The sequence below is a fragment of the Lentzea californiensis genome (assembly GCF_024648825.1).
GTDB lineage: Bacteria > Actinomycetota > Actinomycetes > Mycobacteriales > Pseudonocardiaceae > Lentzea > Lentzea californiensis.
This window is the reverse complement of the sequence record NZ_JANBBE010000003.1, coordinates 342,498-366,682: the sequence shown is the minus strand read 5'-3', so window position 1 is coordinate 366,682 and position 24,185 is coordinate 342,498. Positions and strand designations below refer to the sequence as shown.

Sequence of the window (24,185 nt, the reverse complement as noted above, 5' to 3'; positions counted from 1 at the left end):
GTAGCGAGACGGGAGGCGGTTCAACGAGATTCGAGGAAATTTTTCCAGGCGGCAGAAGTGAAGGTCAGGACGCCTCCGGACGGGTTCTTCGAGTCACGGACCAGAGCGTCGGAGGACAACGACACCTCGACGCAGTTGTCGTCCTCGGTCGCGCCGCTGTAGCTGCTCTTACGCCAAGCGCGGGCCTCGCTCATTGAGTTCCTCTCGCGGTCGGCCGACGTAGTCCGCCAGCACCTTCCGCGATTGTTCCTCATCCAGGGCCACCTCGGCCAAGCGGTCGAAGAGCAACCGAGTCCTCGCGATGGCGCCCGGATCCTGCACGAACACCTTCGCCAGGTCGGTCGAGGTGAACGCCACGGGCATCGCCTTGTCGTACTCCCACAGCACGCAACTGGTGGCCACGAGCTTCGCCGTCGCAGGGACGATTCGAATCGTGGGCGCGCCGAACAGCAGCTTGGCGTACTGGTCTTCCATGATCTGTGCGTCGCCGACCTGTGTCTGCAGCGCGTGCTCGTGGATGTAGAACAAACAGGTTGGTCGATCGTGCCGGTTCAGGATGACCTGCCGGTCCATCCGGAACTTGACCACCGTGGGAATCCGCTCCTCCACGATGTACCCGCCCATCCGGTACAGGCTGTCGGCGTACTCCGGTGTCTGCGACAGACCTGGCACCGCCTGCGGGTCGTAACTGGTGATCATGATGGCGGTCGCCTCCGCCATCGCCAGTGTGCGGAGGTTGTCCGAGACCTGGACGATGTACTCCTCGAACGCGTAGCGGAAGCGGCGTTTGAAGTCCTCGAAGAAGTCGATGTCCTTGCCGAGCATCGAGAGGTACTGCACGAGGTCGATCTCGCTGGGGCGGTACTTGCCGTTCTCCAGCGTGGAGACCTTGCTGGGATCCCAGCCCAGGCGGACGGCCAGTGCGGCGCCCGTGAGTGCGGACGACGTCTCGCGTACTTTGCGCAGTTCGTCGCCCAGATCCCGGCTGTATGCGGTGGATGGAGTACTGGTGGCCATTCCTCGACCGTAGGGCTTGCTCGAAGAGCAACAAGGGGCTCGTTCGGGTGAAAACGGATGGGCTGATCTTCAGCTCGTTGCCAGGAAACTCGCAGCTCTGGCACAGCTTGGCGGACGACCATCCCCAGCCATGACTCGACGTCGCAGATCCCTGGTGATCAACGGACTGCTGGTGGTGGTGCTCCTCGGCGCCGGCGTGGCCGGCTACCTGGTGTTCTTCGGTTCCTCCGGCAGTGCCCAGCCCACCGCCGCCCGCACGACCGCCGCCGCGAACCGCGACGTCAGCGAGGTGGTGACGGCGTCCGGGACGGTGCAGAGCTCGTTCAGCGCCGCCGCTTCGTTCGGCGCGAGCGGCACGGTCACCGAGGTCAACGTCCAGGTCGGTGACGTCGTCACCAAGGGCCAGCAGCTCGCGAGGCTCGATCCGACGCAGGCGCAGCTGCAGGTCGACATCGCGCAGGGCAACCTGAACGCCGCGCTGGACAAGGGCACCGCCACGACCGCGTTGCTCACGGCGTACCGGCAGGCGCAGCTCGCGCTCCAGCAGGCGAAGGACACGCTGGCGTCCACCACGCTGACCGCGCCCGGCGACGGCACGATCACGTCGGTCACCGGCGCTGTCGGTCAGAAGGTCAGCAGTGGCAACACCTCCAGCACCGCCGCCGGCACGACCACCACGGCGCCGTCCGGGTTCGTCGTCGTCACCGACCTGAAGAACCTGGTGGTGCACGCGAACGTCTCTGAGTCCGACGTCAGCAAGCTCAAGGGAGACCAGGCCGCGACCGTCACGGTCAACGCGATGCAGTCGCAGCCGGTCCAGGCCAAGGTGACGCAGGTCGATCTCACTCCCACGACCGCGAACAACGTCGTGCAGTACGGCGTGACGCTCACCCTGACCGAGCCACCGGCCGGACTGAGGCCGGGTCAGTCGGCGAGTGTCGAGATCACCGTCGCGGGGGCCACCAACGTGCTCGCCGTGCCCGCCGCGGCCGTGCAGACCGTCGGCGGCGCGAGTTCCGTCGCGGTGCTGGAGAACGGGGCGGAGACGCGCAAGGCCGTCGAGATCGGCGTGCGCGGCGACCAGTACGTGGAGATCAAGTCCGGGCTGTCCGCGGGCGAGGAGGTCGTGCTGCCGCAGGTGACCACGTCGACCAATCAGAACCGCACCGGCCAGCAGCAGGGCGGCCAGTTCCCCGGCACCGGCGGCCAGCGCAACGGTGGCGGCTTCACCGGGACCGGCCGATGAGCCCGGTCATCGAGGTCCGCGACCTCCGCAAGACCTACGGCAGCGGCGACACGGCCGTGCACGCGTTGCGCGGTCTCGATCTCACCGTCCAGAAGGGCGAGTACATCGCGATCATGGGCGCGTCGGGGTCGGGCAAGTCGACGCTGCTCAACATCCTCGGGTGTCTCGACGTGCCGTCGGGCGGCAAGTACCTGCTCGACGGGATCGACACGGGCGAGTTCGACGAGGAGCAGCTCTCGTTGCTGCGCAACAGGAAGATCGGTTTCGTCTTCCAGTCCTTCAACCTGGTGCCGCGCACCACGGCACTCGCGAACGTCGAGCTCCCGCTGGTGTACGCGGGAGTTCGGCGTGCCCAACGCCGGGAGCGGGCGCTGGCGGCGCTCGATCTCGTCGGCCTCGCGGACCGGACCCACCACCGTCCCAACGAGTTGTCCGGCGGTCAGCAGCAGCGCGTCGCCATCGCACGGGCCCTGGTCACGTCGCCCGCGATCGTGCTCGCCGACGAGCCGACCGGGAACCTCGACACCGACTCCAGCCGTGAGGTGCTGGGCATCCTCGACCGGCTCAACGCCAGCGGGCGCACGGTCGTGCTGATCACGCACGAGGACGAGGTCGCCGCGCACGCCATGCGGACCGTGCGGGTCGTCGACGGCAGGGTCGCGGGGGTGCTGGTGTGAGGATCTTCGAGATCGCCGCCTTCGCCGTGCGGGGGCTGACCGCGAACAAGATGCGGTCCGGGCTCACGACCCTGGGCATCCTGATCGGCGTCGCGTCGGTGATCCTGCTGATCGCGGTCGGCAACGGCGCGTCGAGCGCGGTGCAGCAGAGCATCGCGGGGCTCGGCACGAACATCCTGACGATCAGCCCGCAGCGCGCCCAGCCCGGCAGCACGGCCAAGCCGCTGACCACGGCGGACGCGGCGGCGCTGGTGGGTCAGGACTCCCCCGACGTCCGGTACGCCTCGCCGGTGGTGTCGGCGCAGGCGACGGCCGGGTACGGCGACACCACGCACGACATCGGCCAGTTCGTCGGTTCGGACCCGCGCTACTTCGACACCACGAACAGCGCGGTCGCGCAGGGGAACCTGTTCTCCGACAACGACGTCCAGCAGGCGCGCAAAGTCGTCGTGATCGGCTCGACCGTGGCCACGCAGCTCTTCCCCGGCATCGATCCGATCGGGAAGTCCATGCTGGTCAACAACATCCCGTTCACGGTGGTCGGGGTGCTGGCGGCCAAGGGGTCCAGCGGGTTGCAGGACGCGGACGACCTGGCCGTGGCGCCGCTGACGACGACGCAGAACGCGTTGACCGGGTACGGCAGCCTCACCCAGATCGTGGTGCAGGCCCGGTCCGCGGACGCGTTGCCGGACGCGCAGGCCCAGGTGACGACCATCCTCAACGGCCGGCACAAGATCGCCGGCACGGCCGACTACCGGATCCTGAGCCAGGACCAGCTGCTGACCGCGCGGACCGCGACGACGGAGACGTTCACCGTGTTGCTGGCGTCGGTGGCCGCGATCTCGTTGCTGGTCGGCGGGATCGGCATCACGAACATCATGCTGGTGACCGTCACCGAGCGGATCCGGGAGATCGGCATCCGCAAGGCCGTGGGGGCTCCTCGATCCTCGATCCTCGGGCAGTTCCTGATCGAGGCGACGCTGCTCAGTTTGTTCGGCGGCGCTCTCGGGGTGGCTGCGGGCGTGATCGGCAGCCGGTTCACCATCGCGGGCATCCAGCCCGTGCTCGTGCCGTCGTCGGTGCTGCTGGCGTTCGCGGTGTCGGCGTTGATCGGCCTGTTCTTCGGCAGCTACCCGGCTTCCCGCGCCGCGAAGCTCCGTCCCATCGAAGCCCTCAGGCACGAATAAGGAGTCTCGGACGTGACCAACCCACTCGATCAGCCCCTGGAGAACGACATCTCGGCTGAGCTGGAGGAACGCAAGGCGGGCGTCGGCAAGACCACGATGGTCCTCGGCGTCGCGGTGCTCGCGATCGTGGCGTTCGTCGGCGGGGTGTTCGTGCAGAAGTCCTTCGGTGCCAGCGAAACTCCGGCGCGCCAGAACGCCGCCGGTCGGCAGTTCGGCGGCACACCGCCCTCGGGCCAGAACCGGCCGAACGGGCGCGGCACCGTCGGCACGATCGACCACGTCGACGGCACGACCGTCTACGTCAAGACGCAGAACGGTGAGGTCGTGAAGGTGTCCACTGCGGACACGACGAAGGTGGAGATCAGTTCGGAGGGCGAGCTCACCGATCTCAAGGCGGGTCAGCAGGTCGTCGTGCAGGGCCAGGCCGGTTCCGACGGAACGGTGACCGGGCAGACCATCACCCAGCGGCCGTGAGCTCCCGTGGCCGGTTGCTCGTCGTCGAGGACGAGCCCAGCATCCGCGAGCTGCTGTGCGCCAGCCTGCGGTTCGCGGGGTTCACCGTGACGAGCGCGGCGACCGGCTCCGAGGCCTTGCAGGCGGCACGTGACGACTCGCCGGACCTGGTGCTGCTCGACGTGATGCTGCCCGACCGGGACGGGTTCGAGGTGGTGCGGCGGCTGCGTTCCTCGGGCGTGCGGGTGCCGGTGCTGTACCTGACGGCGCGCGACGGCACGGACGACCGCGTCACCGGTCTGACGATCGGCGGCGACGGGTACATCACCAAGCCGTTCAGCCTGGAGGAGGTCATCGCGCGGGTGACGGCGGTGCTGCGCCGCACCCGTCCCGGCACGGAACAACTGACGTGCGGGGAGCTGTCGCTGGACGTGGACAGCCACGTCGTGCGGCGCGGCTCGCGGGTCGTGGAGCTGTCGCCGACGGAATTCCGGCTGCTGCACTACCTGATGCGCAACAGCGGCCGCGTCCTGTCGAAGGCGCAGATCCTGGACCAGGTGTGGTCGCACGACTTCGACGGCGACGTCGGCGTGGTCGAGTCCTACATCTCGTACCTGCGGCGCAAGGTGGACGGCACCGAGCCGCGCCTGATCCACACCGTCCGCGGCCTCGGGTACATGATCCGCCCATGACGTTGCGCGTGCGGCTGGTGGTCGTGCTCGTCGCCCTGGCGGCCGCGGGCCTGTTCGTGACGTGGCTGATCGGGTCCACCGTGATGGAGCGCTACCTGCTCGGCCAGCTCGACGCGCGGCTGGACCGAGTGGTGTCGACGCCGCGCACACTTCCGTTGCGCGACAACGTGGTGCTGCGTTCCGCGGACGGCGTGCTGTCGGGCACCTCCTTCGACGGCCTGCCGGCTTACGGCACGTTGACGCCCGGCGAGCACGTCACGGTCGGTTCGCGGCGGGTCGTGATGCGGCAGTTCGACGGGGCCGAGCTGGTCGCGGCCGTGGACCAGTCGGAGGTGGACCGGGCGGTCGGTGACCTCAGGGTGGCGTTCCTGCTGATCAGCCTCGGGGCGTTGGTCCTCGTCGGGATGGCCGGGTATGCACTGGTCAGGGCTTCGACCCGGGCGCTGGAGGAGGTCGAGCAGGTCGCCGGGGAGATCGCGGCCGGTGACCTGTCGCGGCGGGTGCCGGTGCGGCGGCCGGGGTCGGAGGTGGGGCGGCTGGCGTCCGCGCTGAACACGATGCTGGGGCAGATCGAGGCCGCGTTCGCCGTGCGGGTCAGCTCGGAGAACCGGATGCGGCAGTTCGTCGCCGATGCTTCGCACGAGCTGCGGACGCCGTTGACGTCGATTCGCGGGTATGCCGAGTTGTACCGGCAGGGTGCGGCCACCGATCCTGCCGAGGTGTTGCGGCGGGTCGAGGACCACGCCGCGCGGATGGGGGTGCTGGTCGACGACCTGCTGCAGCTGGCTCGGCTGGACTCGTCGCAGCCCCTGACCTTGTCCGCCGTGGACCTGGTCGTTGTGGTGACCGATGCCGTGGCCGAGGTCCGGGCCCACGAGACGAACCGTCTCGTCTCGTTGGAGTTGCCGGCAGGGCCGGTGCCGGTCGAGGCGGACGAGGCGCGGGTGCGGCAGATCCTGACGAACCTGCTCGACAACGCGCTGGTCCACACGCCCGCTGGGACGCCGATCGAGGTTCGGCTGACTCCGGGCTCGATCGTGGTCGCCGATCACGGGCCGGGACTGACGCCTGAGCAGGCCGCGCGGGTGTTCGAACGCTTCTACCGCGCGGATCCCGCTCGCGGCCCCGGTGGGAGCGGGCTGGGGCTGTCGATCGTGGCGGCACTGGTCGCCGCCCACGGGTGGCGGATCGAACTGGACACCGCGCCCGGCGAGGGCGCGGTGTTCCGGGTGCTATTCGGGGCGTGAGCGGTGGGGCCAGGTCGCTGACCGGGGCACGGTCCGCCGCACTCGACCTGCTGAGGACGGCGCTCATCAGTCAGGCAGGGCACCCGCCTCGCTGACGGGTCATCTCCGCGCCGCCCAGACGCTGCGTTCGGTGCGCAGGGCCAGATCGTCGCGCCGCAACGCGTCTTCGAGGACTTCCGGGTCCAGCTGTCGCCGCAGGACGATGCGGGCGTAGCGTTCGACGGCCTCGGACCGTTCGACGTGGACGGTGATCGTGCGGTCGCCCTCGACGGTGAACCCGGCTCCGGTCAGCATCGGACCCCAGTCGGCACCGCGGTGCGGCATGCGCTCGTCGTGGCCGTCCGGGCCGTGTTCGGGAAGGAACTGCGGCATGCCGGCCAGCTCGACCACGGCGAGCAGCCCGCCGGGCGCGAGGGTCTTGTGCAGCTGGGCGAGAGCGTGGCCGGGGTCGGCCATGTGATGCAGGGACGCCGAGGCCCAGATCAGGTCCGGGGTGCCGAGGTCGGGCCAGTCCGAGTCGAGGTCGGCGACGACGGTGTGCACCCGGTCGGCCAGACCCCGTTCGCCGGCCTGGGTGCGGAGGCGCTGGAGATGCTCGACCGAGGAGTCGACGGCGGTGACGTGGGCTTCGGGGAAGCGGGTCAGCAGGGCGAACGTGCCCGCACCAGTCCCGGCTCCCAGGTCGACGATGTGGCGGGGGTTCGCGGTGGGGAGCCAGTCGATGATGCCGGCGGTGTGGTCGGCTAGGAGTTCGGCGTCGAGGTCGAGGACCTCGGCCTGGTCGGCATTGTCGCCGTGCCCGTGCCCTTGCCCGTGGCCGTGTTGGTGACCATGGCCGTGTTGGTGACCGTGGCCGTGGCCATGTCCGTGTTCGCTCATGGCCCCAAAGTAGGTCGGCCATGCGTCAGATGCACGGCGTCTTGCGCATTGCGCAAGACGATAGGCCTCCACGGTGCCGCCCGCGCAAGATCACGCCTTCTTGTCGGCGTTGTGGCCGCGCCGCGCCTCCCGGTCGAAGATGCCGAGGATCTCGCACGGACCACCCGCCGTGCCGATCGCGTGCGGCAGCATCGTCGGGAACTCGGCGGCCTGGTTCGTCTCCACCCGAAGCCTTCGGTTGCCCAGCAACAGCACCGCCGTGCCCGACAACACCACCAGCCATTCGCGGCCGGAGTGCGCACGCAGGGAAGCGGGGTTGTCGGGCGGCGGAGTGGTCATCCGCTGGCGCATCACGGTCATGCCCGGCTCGGCCTTGATCGGCCACCGCATGTTGCCGGACGCGCCGTCGAGCATCGGGCTGACGATCACGTCGTCGGTGTCGGTCTCGACCAGCTGGTCCAGCGACGTGTCGAGCGCCCTGGCCAGCGTCACCAGCTGGTCCAGGGCGAGACGGCGCTGGCCGTTCTCGATGCGGCTGAGCGACGACGGGCTGAGCTTGGCGCGGCCGGCGAGCTCGTCGAGCGACCAGCCCTGGGCGACCCGCAGCGCGCGAATCCGCTTGCGCACCAGGCCGTCCAGGTCACCGTCCTCTTGGATCATGCAGTCGATGCTAGGCCTCGATGAGCAGGTCGAGCAGCTTCTGCGGGGGCTCGTCGCCGAACAGGCTCTGCACCATCTCCTCGGAGTCCGCCGCGGTGTGGACGGCCCGCACGAACATCGCCTCCTCGTACTCGGCGAGCGCGGTCTCCACGTCCTTGGTGGCCAGCGCCTGCCCGAGCTCGGCGGCGTCCAGCATGGCCAGGTTGGCGCCCTCACCGTTGGGCGCCATGAGGTGCGCGGCGTCGCCGAGCAGTGTCACGCGTGGCACTCGTTCCCAGCGGTGCTCGGCCGGCAGGGCGTAGTGCGGGCGGAACACCGGTTCGGTGTCGGACTCGGTGATCAGCTTCGTGATCTCCGGCGCCCAGCCCTCGAACTCCCCCTCGATCCGGCCGAGGTCGTCGAACCACTCCAGCGGGCGGCTGAACTCCACGTAGGCGTGCAGCGTGCCGCCGCTCTCCCGGTGCGCGAAGATCCCCTTGCCCTGACCGGGGGCGAACATCGAGCCACCACCGACCACCTTCGCGACCTCGGGATGCCGGGTGTCGGCGTCGTAGAGGTAGGTCTCGACGAACGACATCCCGGTGTACTCGGGCTTCGCGTCGGTGACCAACGCCCGCACCCGCGACCACGCGCCGTCAGCGCCCACCAGCACGTCAGCGTCAACGGTGCTGCCGTCGGCGAACGTCACGGTCCTGCCCTCGACGCCGGTCACCTTGCAGCCCCAGCGGACGGTGCCCGGAGGCAACGAGTCGAGCAGCATCTGCCGCAGGTCGGCGCGCTGCACCTCGGGACGGCCGCCCGTGCCGTCGTCGCCCTTCTCGAACAGCACAGCGCCGTCGGAGTCCAGCACCCGCATGGCTTGGCGACCGGGCAGCACCAGGCGCTGGAACTCGTCCATCAGGCCCGCGGCCTCGACGGCGATCTGCCCGTTGTAGTCGTGGATGTCGAGCATGCCGCCCTGCGTCCGCGCCGACGGCGACTCCTCGGCCTCGTAGACGGTGGACGGGATGCCGTTGACGTGCAGCACGCGGGCGAGCGTGAGGCCGCCGGGTCCGGCACCGATGATCGTGACGTGCATGTGGTGCTCCCCTGGAGATCGTGCCGCCTCCCTGACGGCACGACCAGGTTCGCCCGGCCCGCTGGCACCCTCCGCACACCTCGCTGGCAGCGGCTGGCAGCCCCTGTCACGCACCAGGAACAACTCCTGATCTGTGCGCAGTAGCCTGACCGGCGTGAGCTACCGCTACGAGATCACCCAGGCAGTCGTGCGGCAGGGCGTCATCGCGATCGTTCGCACCACCGACGCTTCCTCCGCCGTTCAGGCCGCTGTTCCGTTGCTGAACGCCGGGATCACGTCCCTCGAGTTGCCGTTGACGAACCCCGGTGCGCTGGAAGCGATCCGGCAGCTCCGCGCGGACCATCCGTCCGCGGTGATCGGCGCCGGCTCCGTGCTGGACGAGGCATCCGCCGTCGCCGCGGTGCGCGCCGGTGCGCAGTTCCTGGTGGCCCCCAACCTGAACGTGTCGGTGATCCGGGCCGGGCACCGGTACGGGGCCGCCGTGCTGCCGGGGGCCGGATCGGTGTCCGAGGTCGTGCAGGCTCTCGAGGCCGGGGCGGACGCGGTGAAGGTGTTCCCCGCTCCCACGCCTCAGTGGGTCAGGGATGTGCTCGCTGTGCTGCCGTACGCGCCGCTCGTGCCGACCGGTGGTGTCGCGCCCGCCGACGTGCCGGCGTGGCTGGAGGCCGGAGCCGTGGCGTGCGGGGTCGGTTCGGCCCTCGCCCGCACGCCGATCGACGAGATCAAATCCCTGATCGAACGGACCTTCAGCTCTTAATCGATACGACACCTTCGGGTCACCCCAGGTGGTTGTGAAAGACTTTCACGTCCGCCACCATCGGGCTCCATGCGCCTGATCACGCTCGCCGTCGCCGCCGCGCTGACGATCTCGCTCGCCACCCCGGCGGTCGCGGCCCCCGCTGCTCCGAGGATCGCCACCTACAACGTCTTCATGCTGTCGCGGAACCTCTACCCGAACTGGGGTCAGGTCGCCCGCGCCGACCTGATCGACAGCACCGGTGTGCTGAACGGCCAGGACGTCGTCGTGCTCAACGAGGCCTTCGACAACGCCGCCTCGGACCGGTTGCTGGCGAACCTGCGCGACACGTACCCGCACCAGACGCCGGTGCTGGGCCGCAGCAAGGCCGGGTGGGACGTGACGAGCGGCAGGTACAGCGACTCGACGCCGGAGGACGGCGGTGTCGCGGTGCTGAGCCGGTGGCCGATCACCACGCGGGTCCAGCACGTCTACCGGGACGGCTGCGGCGCGGACTGGTTCTCCAACAAGGGGTTCGCGTACGTGCGGATCGACGCGCCGGCCGGGCCGCTGCACGTCATCGGGACGCACATGCAGGCCGAGGACTCGGCCTGCACCAGCGCGCCGGGCGGGTACCGGGCGAAGCAGCGGGCCGAGATCAGGGCGTTCCTGACGGCGCGGAACATCCCCGCGGCCGAGCCCGTGTACGTGGCGGGCGACCTGAACGTGGTCAAGGCAAGCGCCGAGTTCCCGCAGATGGTGTCGGAACTGGGCACGCGGACGCCGGAGATCGGCGGGCACCCGTTCTCGTGGGACTGCGCGGACAACAGCGTCTGCCGTGACCAGTACGGGCCGGAGTACGCCTCCGAGCACCTCGACTACGTGTTGACGATCCAGGGCCCGTTGCTGCGCAACGAGACCCGGCGGGTGAAGAGTCCTGAGTGGTCGATCTGGTCTTGGGGGCGCAAGTACACCTTCAACGACCTGTCCGACCACTACCCGGTCTTCGCTAGCTGAGCGCGGGCGCGACCGTCAGGCCGAGCTCGGGCATCCCCAGCCAGTCCAGGGTGGCGCCCGAATCGGCCAGCTTGATCCGCACGGCGTAGACGCTGAGCAGCAGGGCCTGCAGCGAGTCGATGCCGTACGCGGCAGCGACCTCGTCGTCCCCGATCTGATGTGGACATTCGTAGTCACCGTTGTCGCTCAACGGGTCCGGGCGCGGGGCACCGAACCTGATCACCACCTCGAAGGGTGATCCGTCCGGTGCCCTGCCCTCGATCTGCCGTTCGGCGATGACTGCGCCCAGGTCCATACCGCTCAGCCTAGTGCGTTCACCAGTCTCCGGGCCTGGACGGCCGTCTTGCTGGAACCCTTGCGGGCCGCCATCTCCGCGAGGCCCTCGACGGTGCCGCCGGGCTGGAGCCGCTGAGCCAGCTCGACCGCGAGCTCGACCAGGTCCGCGACCCTGTTGTGCGACCACGCCTTCGGCAGCGTGGTCGTCAGCAGGTCCCAGATCTGGGCGGTGGCACCGGAGCGTGCCGCGTCGCGCAGGCACGGCACCACGCGGTTCAGCGCGAGTTCACCGCGTTCCAGCAGCAGGCCGACGACCTCGCCCAGTGCTTTGCCGTCGAGGTGGTCGCGGGCCGCGAGGATCAGCAACGCGTCGGCGGCGTGGGCGCGGGCGACCGTTCCCTCGGCGCCGAGCCCGTAGGCGAGCGCCAGGTGGGTGGCGACGCCGATCGGGCCGTCCGCCTCGGCGAGCGCGGGCAGCACCGGGCCGTCGTCGACCTTCGACTCCCGGCCGTTCGCGAGGAGCGGCACGAGGAACGCGGCGACGACCTCGCGTTGCGCGGGCAGGACAGCGGGCCAGCACACGAGCATGGCGCCCCAGCCGTGACCGAACCAGTACCGCTCCGGATCGACCAGGCCGGGCGTGAGCGTCACGAGCAGGCGCTTCTCCGGGGGCGGCGGCGTGCCGTAGAAGTAGCGCTGCTCACGCGTGCGTTCGACCAACTCAGCCACCGGGTCGCTCAGGTCCTCGAGCCACTCGCGCAGCAACCTGCCCGCGTTGCTCGTGAGCGACGTGAAGTCCTCGGGACGGGTGTCGCGCGGCAGCCGGTGGTAGGCCTGCCGGAGGTCACGGGGCCACGGTTCCCAGTTCTCCGCCTCGGCCTTGACGAGGCGTTCGAGCAGCGTGGCGGCGTCGAGCAGGCCGGACATCTCGGTCGGGGTCGACACCAGTGCCGGGCGCGGCGAGGCGACGAGGCCCTTGGCGATCTCGTTCAGCCTCTTCGCGAGTTGCAGGCTGACCGAGCCCACCTCCGCGCGCCTGAGCTGCTTCAACCAGGTCCTGGCGGCCTCCAGCACCGACTCGATCGGGCCGGCTGGTGCCACCTGGCCTGACACGGCGGCGATGACCGAGACGAGCACCGACCAGCAGTCGCGCCGGGCGTGGTCGGGGTAGGTCTCGTAGGCACCCTGGTTCAGCATCCACGGGTGCTTGTCGTAGATCGGCGCGAACGCCTTCGCGATCGCTTCCCCGTCCTGCCAGGCGAAGCGGACGACGGCCTCGATGATCCGTTCCGCGGTCACGAGGTCGACCTGCCCCGCGTCGCGGCCGAAGAGCCCGCGCACCTCGCCGGTCAGCTCGTCCAGCGTGGCGATCGGGTCCGGCCACGGGCGCGGCGTGAACGGTGCGAGCTCGAACGCCTCCTCCGCCACCGTCTCGGCGCCGAGCTGGGCGGCGAGGTCGGAAGGCAGCTGCTCAGCCGATGCCAGCAGTTCGGTTCTCGTGACATCGCTGATCTTGGCCTGGTACTTGGCGATCAGCTTGACGGCCTGGCCGCGCAGGTCGTCCGACTCGTGCGCGAACAGCTCCGCGACGGTCAGCACGACGCCATCCGGAGTGGACTTCGCGTGCTTGCCGAGCCACGTGAGCTGGGTGCGGATGAGCTTCTTCTCGGTGCGGCCGAAGACCCACCGGCTCGCGTCGGCGAGCAGGTCGAAGTCGAGCTTCCCCGCTTCGTCCAACGCCTTCAGCCGGTTCTGTGCGAGGGTGGCGACCGGCAACCGCGAGTCGGGCAGCATCGCGACGTAGTCCCGTGCGTGCTCGGCCGTCTCGTCGAGCGTCACGTCGAGAACCTTGTGCAACGCGAGGAAACCCTCCATCTCCCTGGCGCTGCCGCCCTGCTGGAGTCGCGCGAGGCAGCCGTCGAGGAGAACCTGCCGGTCCGCGCGCTCCTTCAGGAACTGCGGCCACTGCCAGGTGTTCGCGAAGAGGGCACCGGCTCCGGCGACCTCCAGCATGCGCGGGATCAGCGCGTCGAATGACGGGCGCCAGCGCGTGTGGCCGCCGTAGTCCATGAACGCCAGCAGGAACCCGTCGGTGTCCGGCGGGTCGTCGCCGCAGAACTCCAGCACGATCCTCAGCAGGTCGTGCCGGCTCGGCTCCCGGGAGGGCATCTTGGCCGCGATCCGCGCGACCAGGTCCGGCAGCCACGCGGGATTGCGGTGCCGCAGCACGTCCAGGGCCTCGAGCGTGCCGTTCTCCTGGCTCGCGCGGTGCCACCAGATCTGGTGGCGCACGAGCCACGGCGTGAGCGTGGACGCGTTCGGGAGCAACCCGATGCCCGCCATGTGCATCGCCGCGGTGTGCTCCCAGTTCCGGCCGGACGCCCGCCGCGCCTTCTCGTACGCGACGAGGCCAGCCGCGCGCTCCTTGCGTTCCTCCGGTGTGAGGCCCTTCAGCACCTCGCCGAGCGCGAGCAGCTGGTTCGACTCGATGAGTGCTTGGATCCCGTCGAAGCTCACGCCGTCCCTCCCAGTGCGTTCATCAGCCTCTTCGCCTGCACGACCGACTTGCTCGATCCCTTGCGGGCCGCTACCTCGGCGAGTCCTGGAACCTCACCGCCGGGCTGGAGCAGCTGGGCCAGTTCGACCGCGAGCTCGACCAGGTCCGCCACCCGGTTGTGGGTCCAGAGCCTCGGCAACGCGGCGGCCAGCACGTCCCAGATCTGCCTTGCCGCGCCGGAACGGGCCGCGTCCCGCAGACCGGGCGCGACCCGGTTCATCACGAGGTCACCGATGTCGAGCAACTGCCCCAGGAAGTCGCCGAGCGCTCCGCCGTCGAGCTGGTCGCGGGCCGCGAGGATCAGGACCGCGTCGACGGCGTGGGCGCGGTTGACGACCAGTTCGGCCCCGAGTCCGTACGACAGGGCGAGGTGCACGGCGGGGCCCGCCGGGCCGTGGGCTTCGGCGAGCATCGGCAGGAGCCGGCCGTCGACGCCCTTCGACGCCGTGCGCGCCCGCAGGTGCGGAATGAGGTGGGCCGCGACGACCTCGCGCTGAACAGGCAACGAGGAGGGCCACCACTCCATCATCGAGCCCCAGGCGTCGTTCTCGCGCAGGAACTGCTCCGGCTCCTCCAAACCGGGGGTGACGGTCGCGTACAGGCCGGTCTCGGCCATGTACGACGAGTACCGCCACGGATGCCGGTAGGTGCGTTCCGCGATGGCGACCTCGGGGTCGGTCCTGTTCGCGAGCCAGTCGCGCACCTTCGCGCCCGCCTTGCTGGTCAGCGACGCGAACAGGCCGGGGTCCGTGTCGCGTGGCAGGCGCTGGAGGGCTTGGCGCAGGTCGCGCTGCCACGGTTCCCAGCCCTCGGCCTCGGCCCTGGCCAGGCGGCCGGCCAGCGTCGCCGGGTCGATCAGGCCGGACATCTCGGTGGGCGTGGAGACCAGGGCCGGCTTCGGCAGGTGGACGAGGCCCCTCCCGATCTCGTACAGCCGCTTCGCGAGTGCGTCCCCGAGCGCCCCGATGCCGTGCTCCGGCTTCCGGTTGTGAGCGAAGTCCAGTTCGGTGCTCACCTCGTGCTTCAGCGGGCGCGGCTTGTCCTGCGCGTCGAGCACCGCTCCGATGAGCTCGGAACGCGGGGTGTGCTGGGAGTCGTCGAACCACGGGGTGTTCTCGGCGAAGGGCCGGATCGCCTGGGCGAGAGCTTCCCTGTCCTGCCAGGCGAACCGGACCACCGCCTCGATGACGCGTTCCGCTGTGGACGGTTCGACGTAGCTCGAGTCGCGGCCGAACGCGCAGAGCAGCTCCCTGGTGAGTTCGTCGAGGGTGGCGATCGGGCTCGGGAACGGCCTGGGCTCGAACGCGGCCAGTTCCGGGGCCTGTTCCTGGGACGTGGTGCCGCCGAGCTGTGCCGCCAGGTCGCCCGGCAGCTGCTCGGCCAGCGCCCGGATCTCGGCCTGCGTCGTGTCGCGAGCGTTGCCGAGGTGCTTCGCGATCAGCGTGACGGCCTGGCCGCGCAGGTCGTCCGACTCGTGCGCGAACAGCTCCGCAGCAGTCAGCACCACGTTGTCCGGGTTCGCCTTGCCGTGCTTGCCGAGCCAGACGAGCTGGGCGCGGACGAGCTTCTTCTCGGTGCGGCCGAACACCCACCTGCTCGCCTCGCACAGCAGGCCGAAGTCGAGCCTGCCGGCATCGTCGAGCCGCTTCAGCTGGTCCTGAGCAAGGCCCGCGACCGTCGACCGCGAGTCCGGGAGCATCGCGACGTAGTCCCGCACGTGCGTCGCGATCTCGTCGACCGTGACCTCGACGACCTCGTGCAGGACGAGGAAACCACCCACCTCGGCGGCCGTTCCTCCCTGCTGCAGGCGGGCCAGGCAGCCGTCGAGCAGCACCTGCCGGTCCGCCCTGTCGCACAGGAACTCGGGCCACTGGCGGCGGGCGCCCATGATCCCGCCACTGCCGGCGACCTCCAGCATCCGCGGGATCAACGCGTCGAACGCGGGCCTCCACCTCGTGTGGCCGCCGGAGTCCATGAAGTGCAACAGGAAGCCGTCCGAGTCCGGCGGGTCGTCGCCGCAGAACTCCAGGACGACGTGGAGGAGGTCCTGCCGCCAGCGCTCACGCGTCGGCATCCTCGCGGCGATCCTCGTGACCAAGTCCGGCATCCACGTGAGCTCGCGATGCCGCAGCACGTCGACGAGAGCACCGATGTTGTCGTCGTGCCGCCGGCTGTGGTGCATCGAGATCTGGTACCGGACCAGCCACGGGGTGAGCGCCGACACGCTCGGCAGCAGGCCCGCACCCGCGATCGCCAGCGGCTCGCCGTGCTGCCAGCGCACGTCGCTCGCCCGGTGTGCCTTCTCGTACGCGATCAGGTCCTTCGCGCACTCCTTGCGCCGCTCGGGGGTGAGGCTCTTGAGCGCCTCCGCCAGCGGGTGGGCGTGACCCGCCTCGATCAGGGCCTGGATCCGGTCGAAGCTCACGCCTTGCCCCTGACCATGTCCGCGGCCAGCACGTGCTTGCACTTGCCGCGCCCGCCGCGGTACTCGGCCCACCACTGGCAGGTGCACGCCTCGCCGTTGACGCGGTAAGTGCCGACGACCGCGGTGTCGCCGTCCCAGCCGACGGCGTTCTGCGCGACGAGCGCCTTCGCGTTGCGCAGCCTGGGGTTCATGGCCTCGACGTCGATGCCGCCGTAGGGCAGTTCGCGGTGGAAGTACGACGCCTCGGCGAGGTCGTAGCCCACGCGGCCGGCCGTGCCCAGTTGTGCCAGCGCGTCCCTGACCCTGGCCGGGGTGAGCCCGGACCGGTCGGCCAGGTCGGCGACGTCCACGCGGGGCTCGAAGTCGAGCAGCGCGCCGACCAGTTCGGCGTCGGTGTCGGCGTCTCCGGCGGCGAGTCCGTCGAGGACCGCGCCTTCGCCGGACAGGCCGCGGGTGACCTCGGGCGACAGGACGAGCGTCAGGCGTTGCGCACCGAGGTCGACCTCCCAGCCGCTCGCGACCGGCTTGCCGTCGGCCGGCGGACCGTAGAGCCGGACGGCCTTCGCGAAGCGCAGCAACGGGATGAGCGTCTCGAGGCGGTTCGGGCCCGCCAGGCACACCGCGTTGGCCGAGGCCGTTCCGCTGAGCCGCAGCGACCTCCCGGACGGCACCGCCCACACCGCCGCACGGCCCTTGGGCAGCGTCTTGAGGAACCGCTGCGCGTCCGCCGCCGAGAGCTCGGCCTTCAGGTCGAACTTCGAGGTGAGGACCTGGGTCTCGGCGAACCCCCGCAACCAGCGCGGCGGCAGCGGGACCTTCTTCTCGACGACCGCGCCGTCGAGCGTGCCGAACTCGACCTGGTCGGGCCCGACCGTGAGGTGCAGCGGGTCGCCCTTGGTCACGCGGGCGAGCGCGCGCCGCAGCGGCTCGTTGACGTCGACGTTCGTGGTGCCGCGGTCGTGCACCTCACCGTCGAGGGCGTCGCCGAGGACGTCCAGGCGCGCGTAGACACCGCAGCAGCCGGAGAACGACTCGAAGCGCAGCCGGTCGCCGTTGCAGGTGACGACCGGGTCCCGCAGGCGCTCGGTGGTGGGCTGGAAGTAGCGGGTGCCGGCGATCTTGGCGATGGCGAGCAACGCCGTCGCGGCCTGCTGCGCGTCGCCGAGGAACCCGGTGAAGAAGCGCGGGTTCGGCGCCCGGCCACCGGAGGTCTGCAGTCCGAGGGCGCGCCGCGTCTCGTCCAGCCGGGAGTCGGCCACGTAGGCGTACGAGTGCATCGCGCCACCCTAGGGAACAGACGTTCGACTCGGCACCCGAATGATCAAACGTAGCGGCGCAGCAGGTCCTCCTCCGTCTCCCTGCGCACGATCGGCCTGGCGACCCCGTCGCTGACGGCGATGACCGGCGGCCGGCAGACCTGGTTGTAGTTCGAGGCCAGGGCGTGGTGGTAGGCACCCGTCGCGGGGACGGCGAGCAGGTCTCCCGCGTGCACGTCGCCGGGGAGGAGCACGTCCTCGGCGAGCACGTCACCGGCCTCGCAGTGCCGGCCGACAACGGTGACGGGCTTGGCTTTTCCGCCGCGGCCCACGAGCCGGACGGCGTACTTCACGCCGTACAACGCGGGACGCGGGTTGTCGCTCATGCCGCCGTCGACGGCCACGAACGTCCGGGTCGACTCCTTGACCGCGCACACCCGGTACAGCGTCACCCCGGCGTTCGCGACGATCGCGCGTCCGGGTTCGACGAGCAGGCGCGGGAGTGGGACGCGGTGCAGCGCGCACTCGTAGTTGAGGGCGCCCTGGACGCGGTGGGCGAACCCCGCGAGGTCGAAGTCCGTGTCGCCCTTGAGGTACGGCGCGCAGAACCCGCCGCCGAGGTCGAGCTGTTCGATCCTGGTGCCGCAGGACGCGATCAGGCCCGCCATCCGCCGCACGGCCTCTTCATAGCTCGCAACGTGTTTCACCTGCGAGCCGATGTGGCAGTGCAGGCCCACGAGTGTCAGCGACGGCTGCTCGGCCACGCGCAGGATCGCCTCCAGAGCGGCGCCGGAAGCCAGTGAGAAGCCGAACTTCTGGTCCTCCACGCCGGTCGCGATCTTGGCGTGGGTGTGGGCGTCGACGCCGGGCGTCACGCGGACCATGACCTCCTGGCCGCGGGTCGCCAGGGCACCGAGCTGGGCGATCTCGTCGAACGAGTCGACGACGATCCTGGAGACGCCGTGCTCCAGGGCCGCCTTGAGGTCCTCGGCGGTCTTCACGTTGCCGTGCATGACGATTCGTGCCGCCGGGAAGCCCGCGGCCCTGGCCAGTGCGAGCTCTCCGGCCGACGACACGTCCAGGGACAGGCCTTCCTGCGCCATCCACCGGTAGACCTCGGGACAGGGCAACGACTTCCCCGCGAACACGACCTCGACGCCGGGGAGTGCGGCGCGGAAGGCCCTCGCCCTGGTGCGGACCGTCCGTTCGTCCAGGACCTGGCACGGGGTGCCGAAGCGGGCCGCGAGCTGAGTGGCGGGGACTCCACCGATGACCAGGTCCTGGCCGGCGATCCGGGTGCCGTCCGGCCAGAGACCGTCCTCCAGCACCGGTTCGGTGGAGCATCCGGTGCTGGGCAACAACTCCGCGAGTGTCATGCGTCCAGCACACGCCTGCCGCGGGTCCGTGCCCAGGTTCCGGACGAGACCCTGACACGGGCGGGCCCCGCCTTGACGCGATCCTGACGACCGCGGTGGCGGGGACCACATCAGTGCTCGCAGCACCCCATCGGCGTCGCCGGTGCCTCGACCGGTTCCTGTGCGGCGACCTCGATCTCCCGGAGGACGCGCGCGCGGTCGGCCGGGCCGAGGTAGCGGCCCCGGCTGACGACGGCGTGGATGCGGCCCACGTTCGTGATGTCCCGCAACGGGTCCGCGTCCAGCACGACCAGGTCCGCCTGCTTGCCCGGCGTGACCGTGCCCGACTCGTGCTCCCGGCCGACGCAGCGCGCGGCGTCGCGGGTGGCGGCCTGGAGGGCCTGGGCCGGGCTGAGACCCGCCTGGACCAGCAACGCCAGCTCGTCGTGCAGGGAGAAGCCCGGGAAGACGTAGGCGAAGCCCGCGTCCGTGCCCGCGACGACGCCCACACCCGCCTCGTGCATCTGCTGGAGCAGGCGCATGCGGGCGTCGCCGAACTTCCGCAGCTCCGCGACTTCCTCAGGCGTGCGGGTGGGGCGGCCGGACATGATCTGCTGCCACTGCGCGCGCAGGCCGACCGGGATGTACCGCATCCGTTCGAGGGCCACCGGATCGTTCGTGATGGTCTCGGGCGAGCGGGACATGTTCCGTTCGACGAAGAGCGTCGGCGACTGCCAGGTCCCCTGCCCGGCCATCGCGGCGAACACCTGCCGGGCGCGGGCCGGTGAGTGGGTGGCGACGGCCGCGCGTTCCATCCGGCCCGCGTGGCGGCCCCACCAGTTCGGGTCGGCCGGGTCGTCGGGCATGGCACGGAGCTGCGCGTACAGGGCGTCGGCGTTGTCCGATGTGGACGTGAACAGGTTGTAGAGGTGTTCGTGGGTGTGCTGCGCCAGCGCGTCCTGCACCGGCACGCGGGCCGGAACGTGCCCGGCGAACGGGATCCGGAGCCTGCGGGCCTCGTCGGCGATGGCGGCGTGGCACTCCGGCGAGAGGAACGAGTAGACCTTGACGAAGTCCGCTCCCCCGTCCCTGGCCCTGCGCACGGCGGCGCGGGCCTCCGCCGGGGTGCGGACGACGTCCGAACCGGGCCAGATGGAGCCGGGTCCGTCGACGATCGTGCTGGCGACCACCATGCGCGGACCGAGGACCTCGCCGGTCTCGATGCGACGGCGGGTGTCGTGGGTCTCGGGCTGGCCCCACATCTCGCGGATGCCGGTGACGCCTTGGACGACGTGCAGTGGCGCGACGGTGTTCTCGTAGAACGTCGCGTGCGTGTGCAGGTCCCACAGGCCTGGGATCACGTACTTCCCGGCCACGTCGATCACCCGCAGGCCGCGCGGGACGTCACGGTGGCGGCCGGCGGCCAGGATCCGGTCGCCGGCCAGCACGATGGTCGCGTCACGGACGGGCGGGCGCCCCGTGCCGTCGACGAGCGTCGCTCCTCGCAGCACGGTCACGCCGCTCGCCGCCATCGCGGGTTGCCCCACGGCACCCAGCGCGACCGCTCCGAGTGCGCCTTTCCCCAGCCAGGACAGCACGTCCCGGCGCGCAAACTCCCCCACTGCTCCACCTTCCCCCGAAGTCCCCTGGCTCCAAGTTAGCGACTTCGGGGCGGTGGGACAGTAGGGCTAGCCGGAGGATCTACGGCCGGATCCACACCGGAAGCGCGATCACGGCTTCCCGTCGACCTCACACCTCGAAGCGGTACCCCATTCCCGGCTCGGTGATGAGGTGGCGCGGGCGGGCCGGGTCGTCCTCCAGCTTGCGCCGCAGCTGGGCGAAGTAGACGCGCAGGTACTGGGACTCGTTGACGTGCATCGGTCCCCACACCTCCTGCAACAGCTGCTTCTGCGACACCAGCCGGCCGGGGTTGCGCGCGAGGATCTCGACGAGACCCCACTCGGTCGGCGTCAGGTGGACCTCGCGCCCGTTCCGCCGCACCTTCTTCACCGCCAGGTCGACGACGAACGACGCCGTCTCGACCACGGGGTCGCAGTCCTCGCGAGACGCGTTGCGGCGCACGGCGGCCCGCAGCCTGGCCAGCAGCTCGTCCATCCCGAACGGCTTCGTCACGTAGTCGTCGGCGCCGGCGTCGAGGGCCTCGACCTTGGCCGACGAGTCGGTGCGCGCGGACAGCACGATGATCGGGATCGTGGTCCAGCCGCGCAGGCCCGCGATCACGTCCACGCCGTCGATGTCCGGCAGGCCGAGGTCGAGCACGACGACGTCCGGCTTGCCCTCGACGGCGACGCCCAGGGCGGATCTGCCGTCGTAGGCCGTCATCACGTCGTAGCCCCGTGCGCTGAGGTTGATCCTCAACGCGCGCACGATCTGCGGTTCGTCGTCGACCACCAGCACTGATGTCATCGGGAACTCTCCTCGTAGACGGGCAGGGAGATGACGACGGTCAGTCCGCCGCCCGGGGTGTCCTCGGCGCTGATCTCCCCGCCCATGGCGGCGGTGAAGCCCTTCGCGACGCTCAGCCCGAGCCCGACGCCCGGTGTGGCGGAGCGGTCGCCGAGGCGCTGGAACGGCGCGAACAGCTTGTGTTCCGCCTTCTTCGGCAGTCCGGGGCCGTGGTCCACGACCCGCAGCTCGACGGACGAGCCGTGGCTGCTCGCTCGGACCGCCACCGGCGACGGGCTGCCGTGCCGCAGGGCGTTGTCCACCACGTTCGCGACCACGCGTTCCAGCAGCCCCAGGTCCGCCAGCACGGGCGGCAGGTCCTCGGCCACCACCACCGACACCTCTCCCCCGATGCCGGTCAGTGCCCTGGCCACGACCTCGTAGTAGCCGACCGGCCGCAGCACCGGCTCGACCGAACCGGTCGCGAGCCGGGACGAGTCCAGCAGGTTGTCCACCAGGCCGGTCAGCCGGTCCGCGGACTCCTCCACGGTCGCCATCAGCTCGCTCACGTCCTCTTCGGACAGTGGCAGCGAGTCGTCGCGCAGGCTCCCGATCGCCGCCTTGATGGACGTCAGCGGTGTGCGGAGGTCATGGCCCACCGCCGACAGCAGGGCCGTGCGCAACTCCGACGTCTCCGCCTTCCGTTGCGCGTGCAGGGCTTCAGCGGCCATCCGTTGCTGCCGCAGTGCCACGAACGTCTGCCCTGCCGCGGCTTCCAGCACCCGCTGGTCGCTCGCGGGCAGCACGCGCCCGCTCAGCCTCAGCCGCACGTCGCCGGTGACCGCCACCTCGGTCACGGGACCGAGATCGCTTCCGGCGCGCTCCACGCACTTCCACGCACCGTCCCGTCGTTCCGCCAGCACGACCGACTCCAGGCCGAAGTTCTCCCGGATCTTCTCCAGCAGCCGGGTCAGCGGATACGGGCTCGTGAGCACGGTGCGCGAGTAGGAGGCCAGCAACGCGGCCTCGGTCCGCGCCCGCGCGCCCTGCTCCGCCAGCCGCGCCGCCCGGTCGACCGTCAGCGCCACCACGGTCGCGACGATCACCATGGCCGCCAGCGTGATCACGTTCTCCGGCGTCCGCACGGCCAGGCTGTAGTAGGGCTCGGTGAAGAAGTAGTTCAGCAGCCCAGCCCCCAGGACCGCGCAGAACAACGCGGGCCCCAGCCCGCCCGCGATCGCCACCACGCACGTGACCAGCAGGAACGCCACCAGGTCGGTCGAGAAGTCCAGCTCGTCGCGCCACAGCGTGCCCAGCGCCGTCACCGCGGCCGGCAACACCAGCGACAGGCTCCAGCCGATGAGGCGGCGCTGCAGCGACAGCGGATCCACGCCGGTCCTCCAGCGCAGCCCTCGCCGCGACTCGTCGTGCGTGACCATGTGCACGTCGATCGCGCCGGACTCCTGCACCACGGCCGCGCCGATGCCCTCGTCGAACGCGCGCGCGACCCGTGACCTGCGCGAGGTGCCCAGCACGAGCTGGGTGGCGTTGACCCCGCGAGCGAACTCCAGCAGCGCCGTGGGCACGTCGTCGCCCACCACCGAGTGGAACGTGGCACCGACGTCCTCGGTGATCCTGCGGGAGCGGGCGATGTGCTCGGGTGTGGCACCGGACAGGCCGTCGCCGCGCAGCACGTGCACCACCAGGAGCTCCGCGCCCGCCCTCGTCGCGATCCGGCGGGCGCGGCGGATCAGCGTCTCGCTCTCCGGGCCTCCGGTGACCGAGACGACGACCCGTTCCCTGGTCTCCCAGGTGTCGGTGATCTCCTTCTCGCTGCGGTACCGCTGCAACGCGACGTCGACCTGGTCGGCGACCCACAGCAACGCCAGCTCGCGCAACGCCGTCAGGTTGCCGAGCCGGAAGTAGTTGCCCAGCGCGGCGTCGATCCGGTGTGCCGGGTAGACGTTGCCGTGGGCCAGCCGCCGTCGCAACGCCTCGGGCGTGATGTCGACCAGCTCGACCTGCTCGGCGCGGCGGACCACCTCGTCCGGCACCGTTTCCCGTTGCCGCACACCGGTGATCCGCTCGACGACGTCGTTGAGCGACTCCAGGTGCTGGACGTTCACCGTCGACAGGACGTCGATGCCCGCTTCGAGCAGTTCCTCGACGTCCTGCCACCGCTTCTCGTTGCGCGAGCCCGGCGCGTTGGTGTGCGCGAGCTCGTCGACCACCGCCACCTCGGGCCGGCGGGCCAGGACCGCGTCCACGTCCATTTCGGACACTTCGAGTTCGCGGTGCCGCACCACCCTGCGTGGCACCACCTCCAGGCCTTCGAGCAGGGAGGCGGTCCTGTCCCGGCCGTGGGTCTCCACGAGTCCGACGACCACCTCCGTGCCGCGCTCCCGGCGCCGGTGGGCCTCGCCGAGCACGGCGAAGGTCTTGCCGGCGCCGGGAGCGGCGCCGAGGTAGATCCTCAGCTCACCCCGGCGACCGTCAACTGGCGCTGTCGATGGCACGGTTCAGCGCAGTCACGTTGACGGTGCTGGTGAAGGTGCCGTGAGTGGCGGAGGCGACCAGTTCCCGCACCTCCTCCACGGACAGCCCGGACGCGCGCGCCACACGGGGCACCTGCAACGCCGCGTACTCCGGGCTGATGTGCGGGTCGAGACCGGACGCGGACGCCGTCACGGCGTCCTGCGGCACCTTGCTCTCGGGCACGCCTTCGCGTTGCGCCACAGCGGTGCGGCGCTCGGCGACGACCTTGGTGTAGTCCTCGTTCAGCTCGCCCTTGTTCGAACCGCCGGACGCGGGCAGCGTCGCGGCGGACGGGCGTAGCACGAAGTACTGGTCTCCTTCGCGTGCGACGGCCACCAGCGTGGTGTCCTGCGCCTCGGCGTTGGCGTGCAGGCCGGGAATCCGCGAGACACCCCACACCGACAGCGGGTAGAGCACCCCGAGGAGCACGGTGAGTGCGAGCAAGGTCCGCAGCCCCGCCCAAGACTGCTTGAGGAAGTTCGTCAT

22 protein-coding genes are annotated in these 24,185 nt (G+C 70.5%); 8 read left to right on the top strand and 14 right to left on the bottom strand.

Annotated elements, in window-relative coordinates; all coding sequences use genetic code 11:
- Positions 1–20: 20 nt before the first annotated feature.
- Both LX88_RS16090 and LX88_RS16085 read right to left on the bottom strand, forming a co-directional pair.
- A complete protein-coding gene (locus LX88_RS16090) occupies positions 21–194 on the bottom strand; it encodes a DUF397 domain-containing protein (RefSeq protein WP_258948586.1) in 174 nt (57 codons plus the stop codon).
- Positions 169–1,017, bottom strand: a complete 849-nt coding sequence (locus tag LX88_RS16085) for a helix-turn-helix domain-containing protein (RefSeq protein ID WP_258948585.1) — start codon at positions 1,015–1,017, stop codon at positions 169–171. The genes LX88_RS16090 and LX88_RS16085 overlap by 26 nt, the downstream gene beginning before the upstream one ends.
- A gap of 130 nt (positions 1,018–1,147) precedes the next feature.
- Between LX88_RS16085 and LX88_RS16080 the strand changes: the two genes are divergently transcribed.
- The 6 genes from LX88_RS16080 to LX88_RS16055 are packed head-to-tail and all read left to right on the top strand — an operon-like array spanning position 1,148 to position 6,519.
- Positions 1,148–2,263 carry an efflux RND transporter periplasmic adaptor subunit gene (locus LX88_RS16080; protein ID WP_258948584.1) on the top strand — a complete coding sequence of 372 codons (1,116 nt, stop codon included), beginning with the start codon at positions 1,148–1,150 and terminating at the stop codon, positions 2,261–2,263.
- Positions 2,260–2,940 (top strand): ABC transporter ATP-binding protein, encoded by a 681-nt coding sequence (locus tag LX88_RS16075; protein WP_258948583.1) that lies wholly within the window; start codon positions 2,260–2,262, stop codon positions 2,938–2,940. The genes LX88_RS16080 and LX88_RS16075 overlap by 4 nt, the downstream gene beginning before the upstream one ends.
- On the top strand, positions 2,937–4,127 hold the full coding sequence (locus tag LX88_RS16070; RefSeq protein ID WP_258948582.1) for an ABC transporter permease: 1,191 nt from the start codon (positions 2,937–2,939) through the stop codon (positions 4,125–4,127). The genes LX88_RS16075 and LX88_RS16070 overlap by 4 nt, the downstream gene beginning before the upstream one ends.
- 12 nt (positions 4,128–4,139) lie before the next feature.
- Entirely contained in the window at positions 4,140–4,601 is a 462-nt protein-coding gene (locus LX88_RS16065) for a hypothetical protein (RefSeq protein WP_258948581.1), read from the top strand.
- Positions 4,598–5,272, top strand: coding sequence for a response regulator transcription factor (locus LX88_RS16060; RefSeq protein WP_258948580.1), 675 nt, complete (start codon positions 4,598–4,600; stop codon positions 5,270–5,272). The genes LX88_RS16065 and LX88_RS16060 overlap by 4 nt, the downstream gene beginning before the upstream one ends.
- On the top strand, positions 5,269–6,519 hold the full coding sequence (locus LX88_RS16055; protein WP_258948579.1) for a sensor histidine kinase: 1,251 nt from the start codon (positions 5,269–5,271) through the stop codon (positions 6,517–6,519). Before LX88_RS16060 ends, LX88_RS16055 begins: the two co-directional genes overlap by 4 nt.
- A 99-nt stretch (positions 6,520–6,618) precedes the next feature.
- Here the strand turns inward: LX88_RS16055 and LX88_RS16050 are convergent, their stop codons facing one another.
- From LX88_RS16050 to LX88_RS16040, 3 genes are all read right to left on the bottom strand, one after another.
- Positions 6,619–7,398 (bottom strand): class I SAM-dependent methyltransferase, encoded by a 780-nt coding sequence (locus tag LX88_RS16050; protein ID WP_258948578.1) that lies wholly within the window; start codon positions 7,396–7,398, stop codon positions 6,619–6,621.
- A gap of 90 nt (positions 7,399–7,488) precedes the next feature.
- Positions 7,489–8,058 (bottom strand): XRE family transcriptional regulator, encoded by a 570-nt coding sequence (locus LX88_RS16045; RefSeq protein WP_258948577.1) that lies wholly within the window; start codon positions 8,056–8,058, stop codon positions 7,489–7,491.
- A gap of 10 nt (positions 8,059–8,068) precedes the next feature.
- On the bottom strand, positions 8,069–9,136 hold the full coding sequence (locus tag LX88_RS16040; RefSeq protein ID WP_258948576.1) for an FAD-dependent oxidoreductase: 1,068 nt from the start codon (positions 9,134–9,136) through the stop codon (positions 8,069–8,071).
- 154 nt (positions 9,137–9,290) lie between these two features.
- Here LX88_RS16040 and LX88_RS16035 point away from each other — a divergent pair, with 154 nt between their 5' ends.
- Positions 9,291–9,893, top strand: a complete 603-nt coding sequence (locus LX88_RS16035) for a bifunctional 4-hydroxy-2-oxoglutarate aldolase/2-dehydro-3-deoxy-phosphogluconate aldolase (RefSeq protein WP_258948575.1) — start codon at positions 9,291–9,293, stop codon at positions 9,891–9,893.
- Between the two features lie 69 nt (positions 9,894–9,962).
- Complete coding sequence (sph, locus tag LX88_RS16030) at positions 9,963–10,889, top strand: sphingomyelin phosphodiesterase (RefSeq protein ID WP_258948574.1); 927 nt, start codon at positions 9,963–9,965, stop codon at positions 10,887–10,889.
- Here sph and LX88_RS16025 read toward each other — a convergent pair.
- From LX88_RS16025 to LX88_RS15985, 9 genes are all read right to left on the bottom strand, one after another.
- Positions 10,882–11,184: a DUF6968 family protein gene (locus LX88_RS16025; RefSeq protein ID WP_258948573.1), complete on the bottom strand. Its 303-nt coding sequence runs from the start codon at positions 11,182–11,184 to the stop codon at positions 10,882–10,884. The two genes, sph and LX88_RS16025, sit on opposite strands and share 8 nt — an antisense overlap.
- Positions 11,185–11,189: 5 nt before the next feature.
- Positions 11,190–13,682: a DUF6493 family protein gene (locus LX88_RS16020; RefSeq protein ID WP_258948572.1), complete on the bottom strand. Its 2,493-nt coding sequence runs from the start codon at positions 13,680–13,682 to the stop codon at positions 11,190–11,192.
- Complete coding sequence (locus LX88_RS16015; protein WP_258948571.1) at positions 13,679–16,147, bottom strand: DUF2267 domain-containing protein; 2,469 nt, start codon at positions 16,145–16,147, stop codon at positions 13,679–13,681. The genes LX88_RS16020 and LX88_RS16015 overlap by 4 nt, the downstream gene beginning before the upstream one ends.
- Complete coding sequence (locus tag LX88_RS16010; protein WP_258948570.1) at positions 16,144–17,424, bottom strand: SWIM zinc finger family protein; 1,281 nt, start codon at positions 17,422–17,424, stop codon at positions 16,144–16,146. The genes LX88_RS16015 and LX88_RS16010 overlap by 4 nt, the downstream gene beginning before the upstream one ends.
- A gap of 44 nt (positions 17,425–17,468) precedes the next feature.
- A complete protein-coding gene (lysA, locus tag LX88_RS16005) occupies positions 17,469–18,779 on the bottom strand; it encodes a diaminopimelate decarboxylase (protein ID WP_258948569.1) in 1,311 nt (436 codons plus the stop codon).
- Between the two features lie 110 nt (positions 18,780–18,889).
- Positions 18,890–20,380, bottom strand: coding sequence for an amidohydrolase family protein (locus LX88_RS16000; RefSeq protein ID WP_258948568.1), 1,491 nt, complete (start codon positions 20,378–20,380; stop codon positions 18,890–18,892).
- Between the two features lie 127 nt (positions 20,381–20,507).
- The gene (locus LX88_RS15995; protein WP_258948567.1) at positions 20,508–21,185 is read right to left on the bottom strand and encodes a response regulator; all 678 of its coding nucleotides are present in this window, start codon (positions 21,183–21,185) and stop codon (positions 20,508–20,510) included.
- On the bottom strand, positions 21,182–23,680 hold the full coding sequence (locus LX88_RS15990) for a DUF4118 domain-containing protein (protein ID WP_258948566.1): 2,499 nt from the start codon (positions 23,678–23,680) through the stop codon (positions 21,182–21,184). The genes LX88_RS15995 and LX88_RS15990 overlap by 4 nt, the downstream gene beginning before the upstream one ends.
- Positions 23,658–24,185 (bottom strand): potassium-transporting ATPase subunit C, encoded by a 528-nt coding sequence (locus tag LX88_RS15985; RefSeq protein WP_258948565.1) that lies wholly within the window; start codon positions 24,183–24,185, stop codon positions 23,658–23,660. Before LX88_RS15985 ends, LX88_RS15990 begins: the two co-directional genes overlap by 23 nt.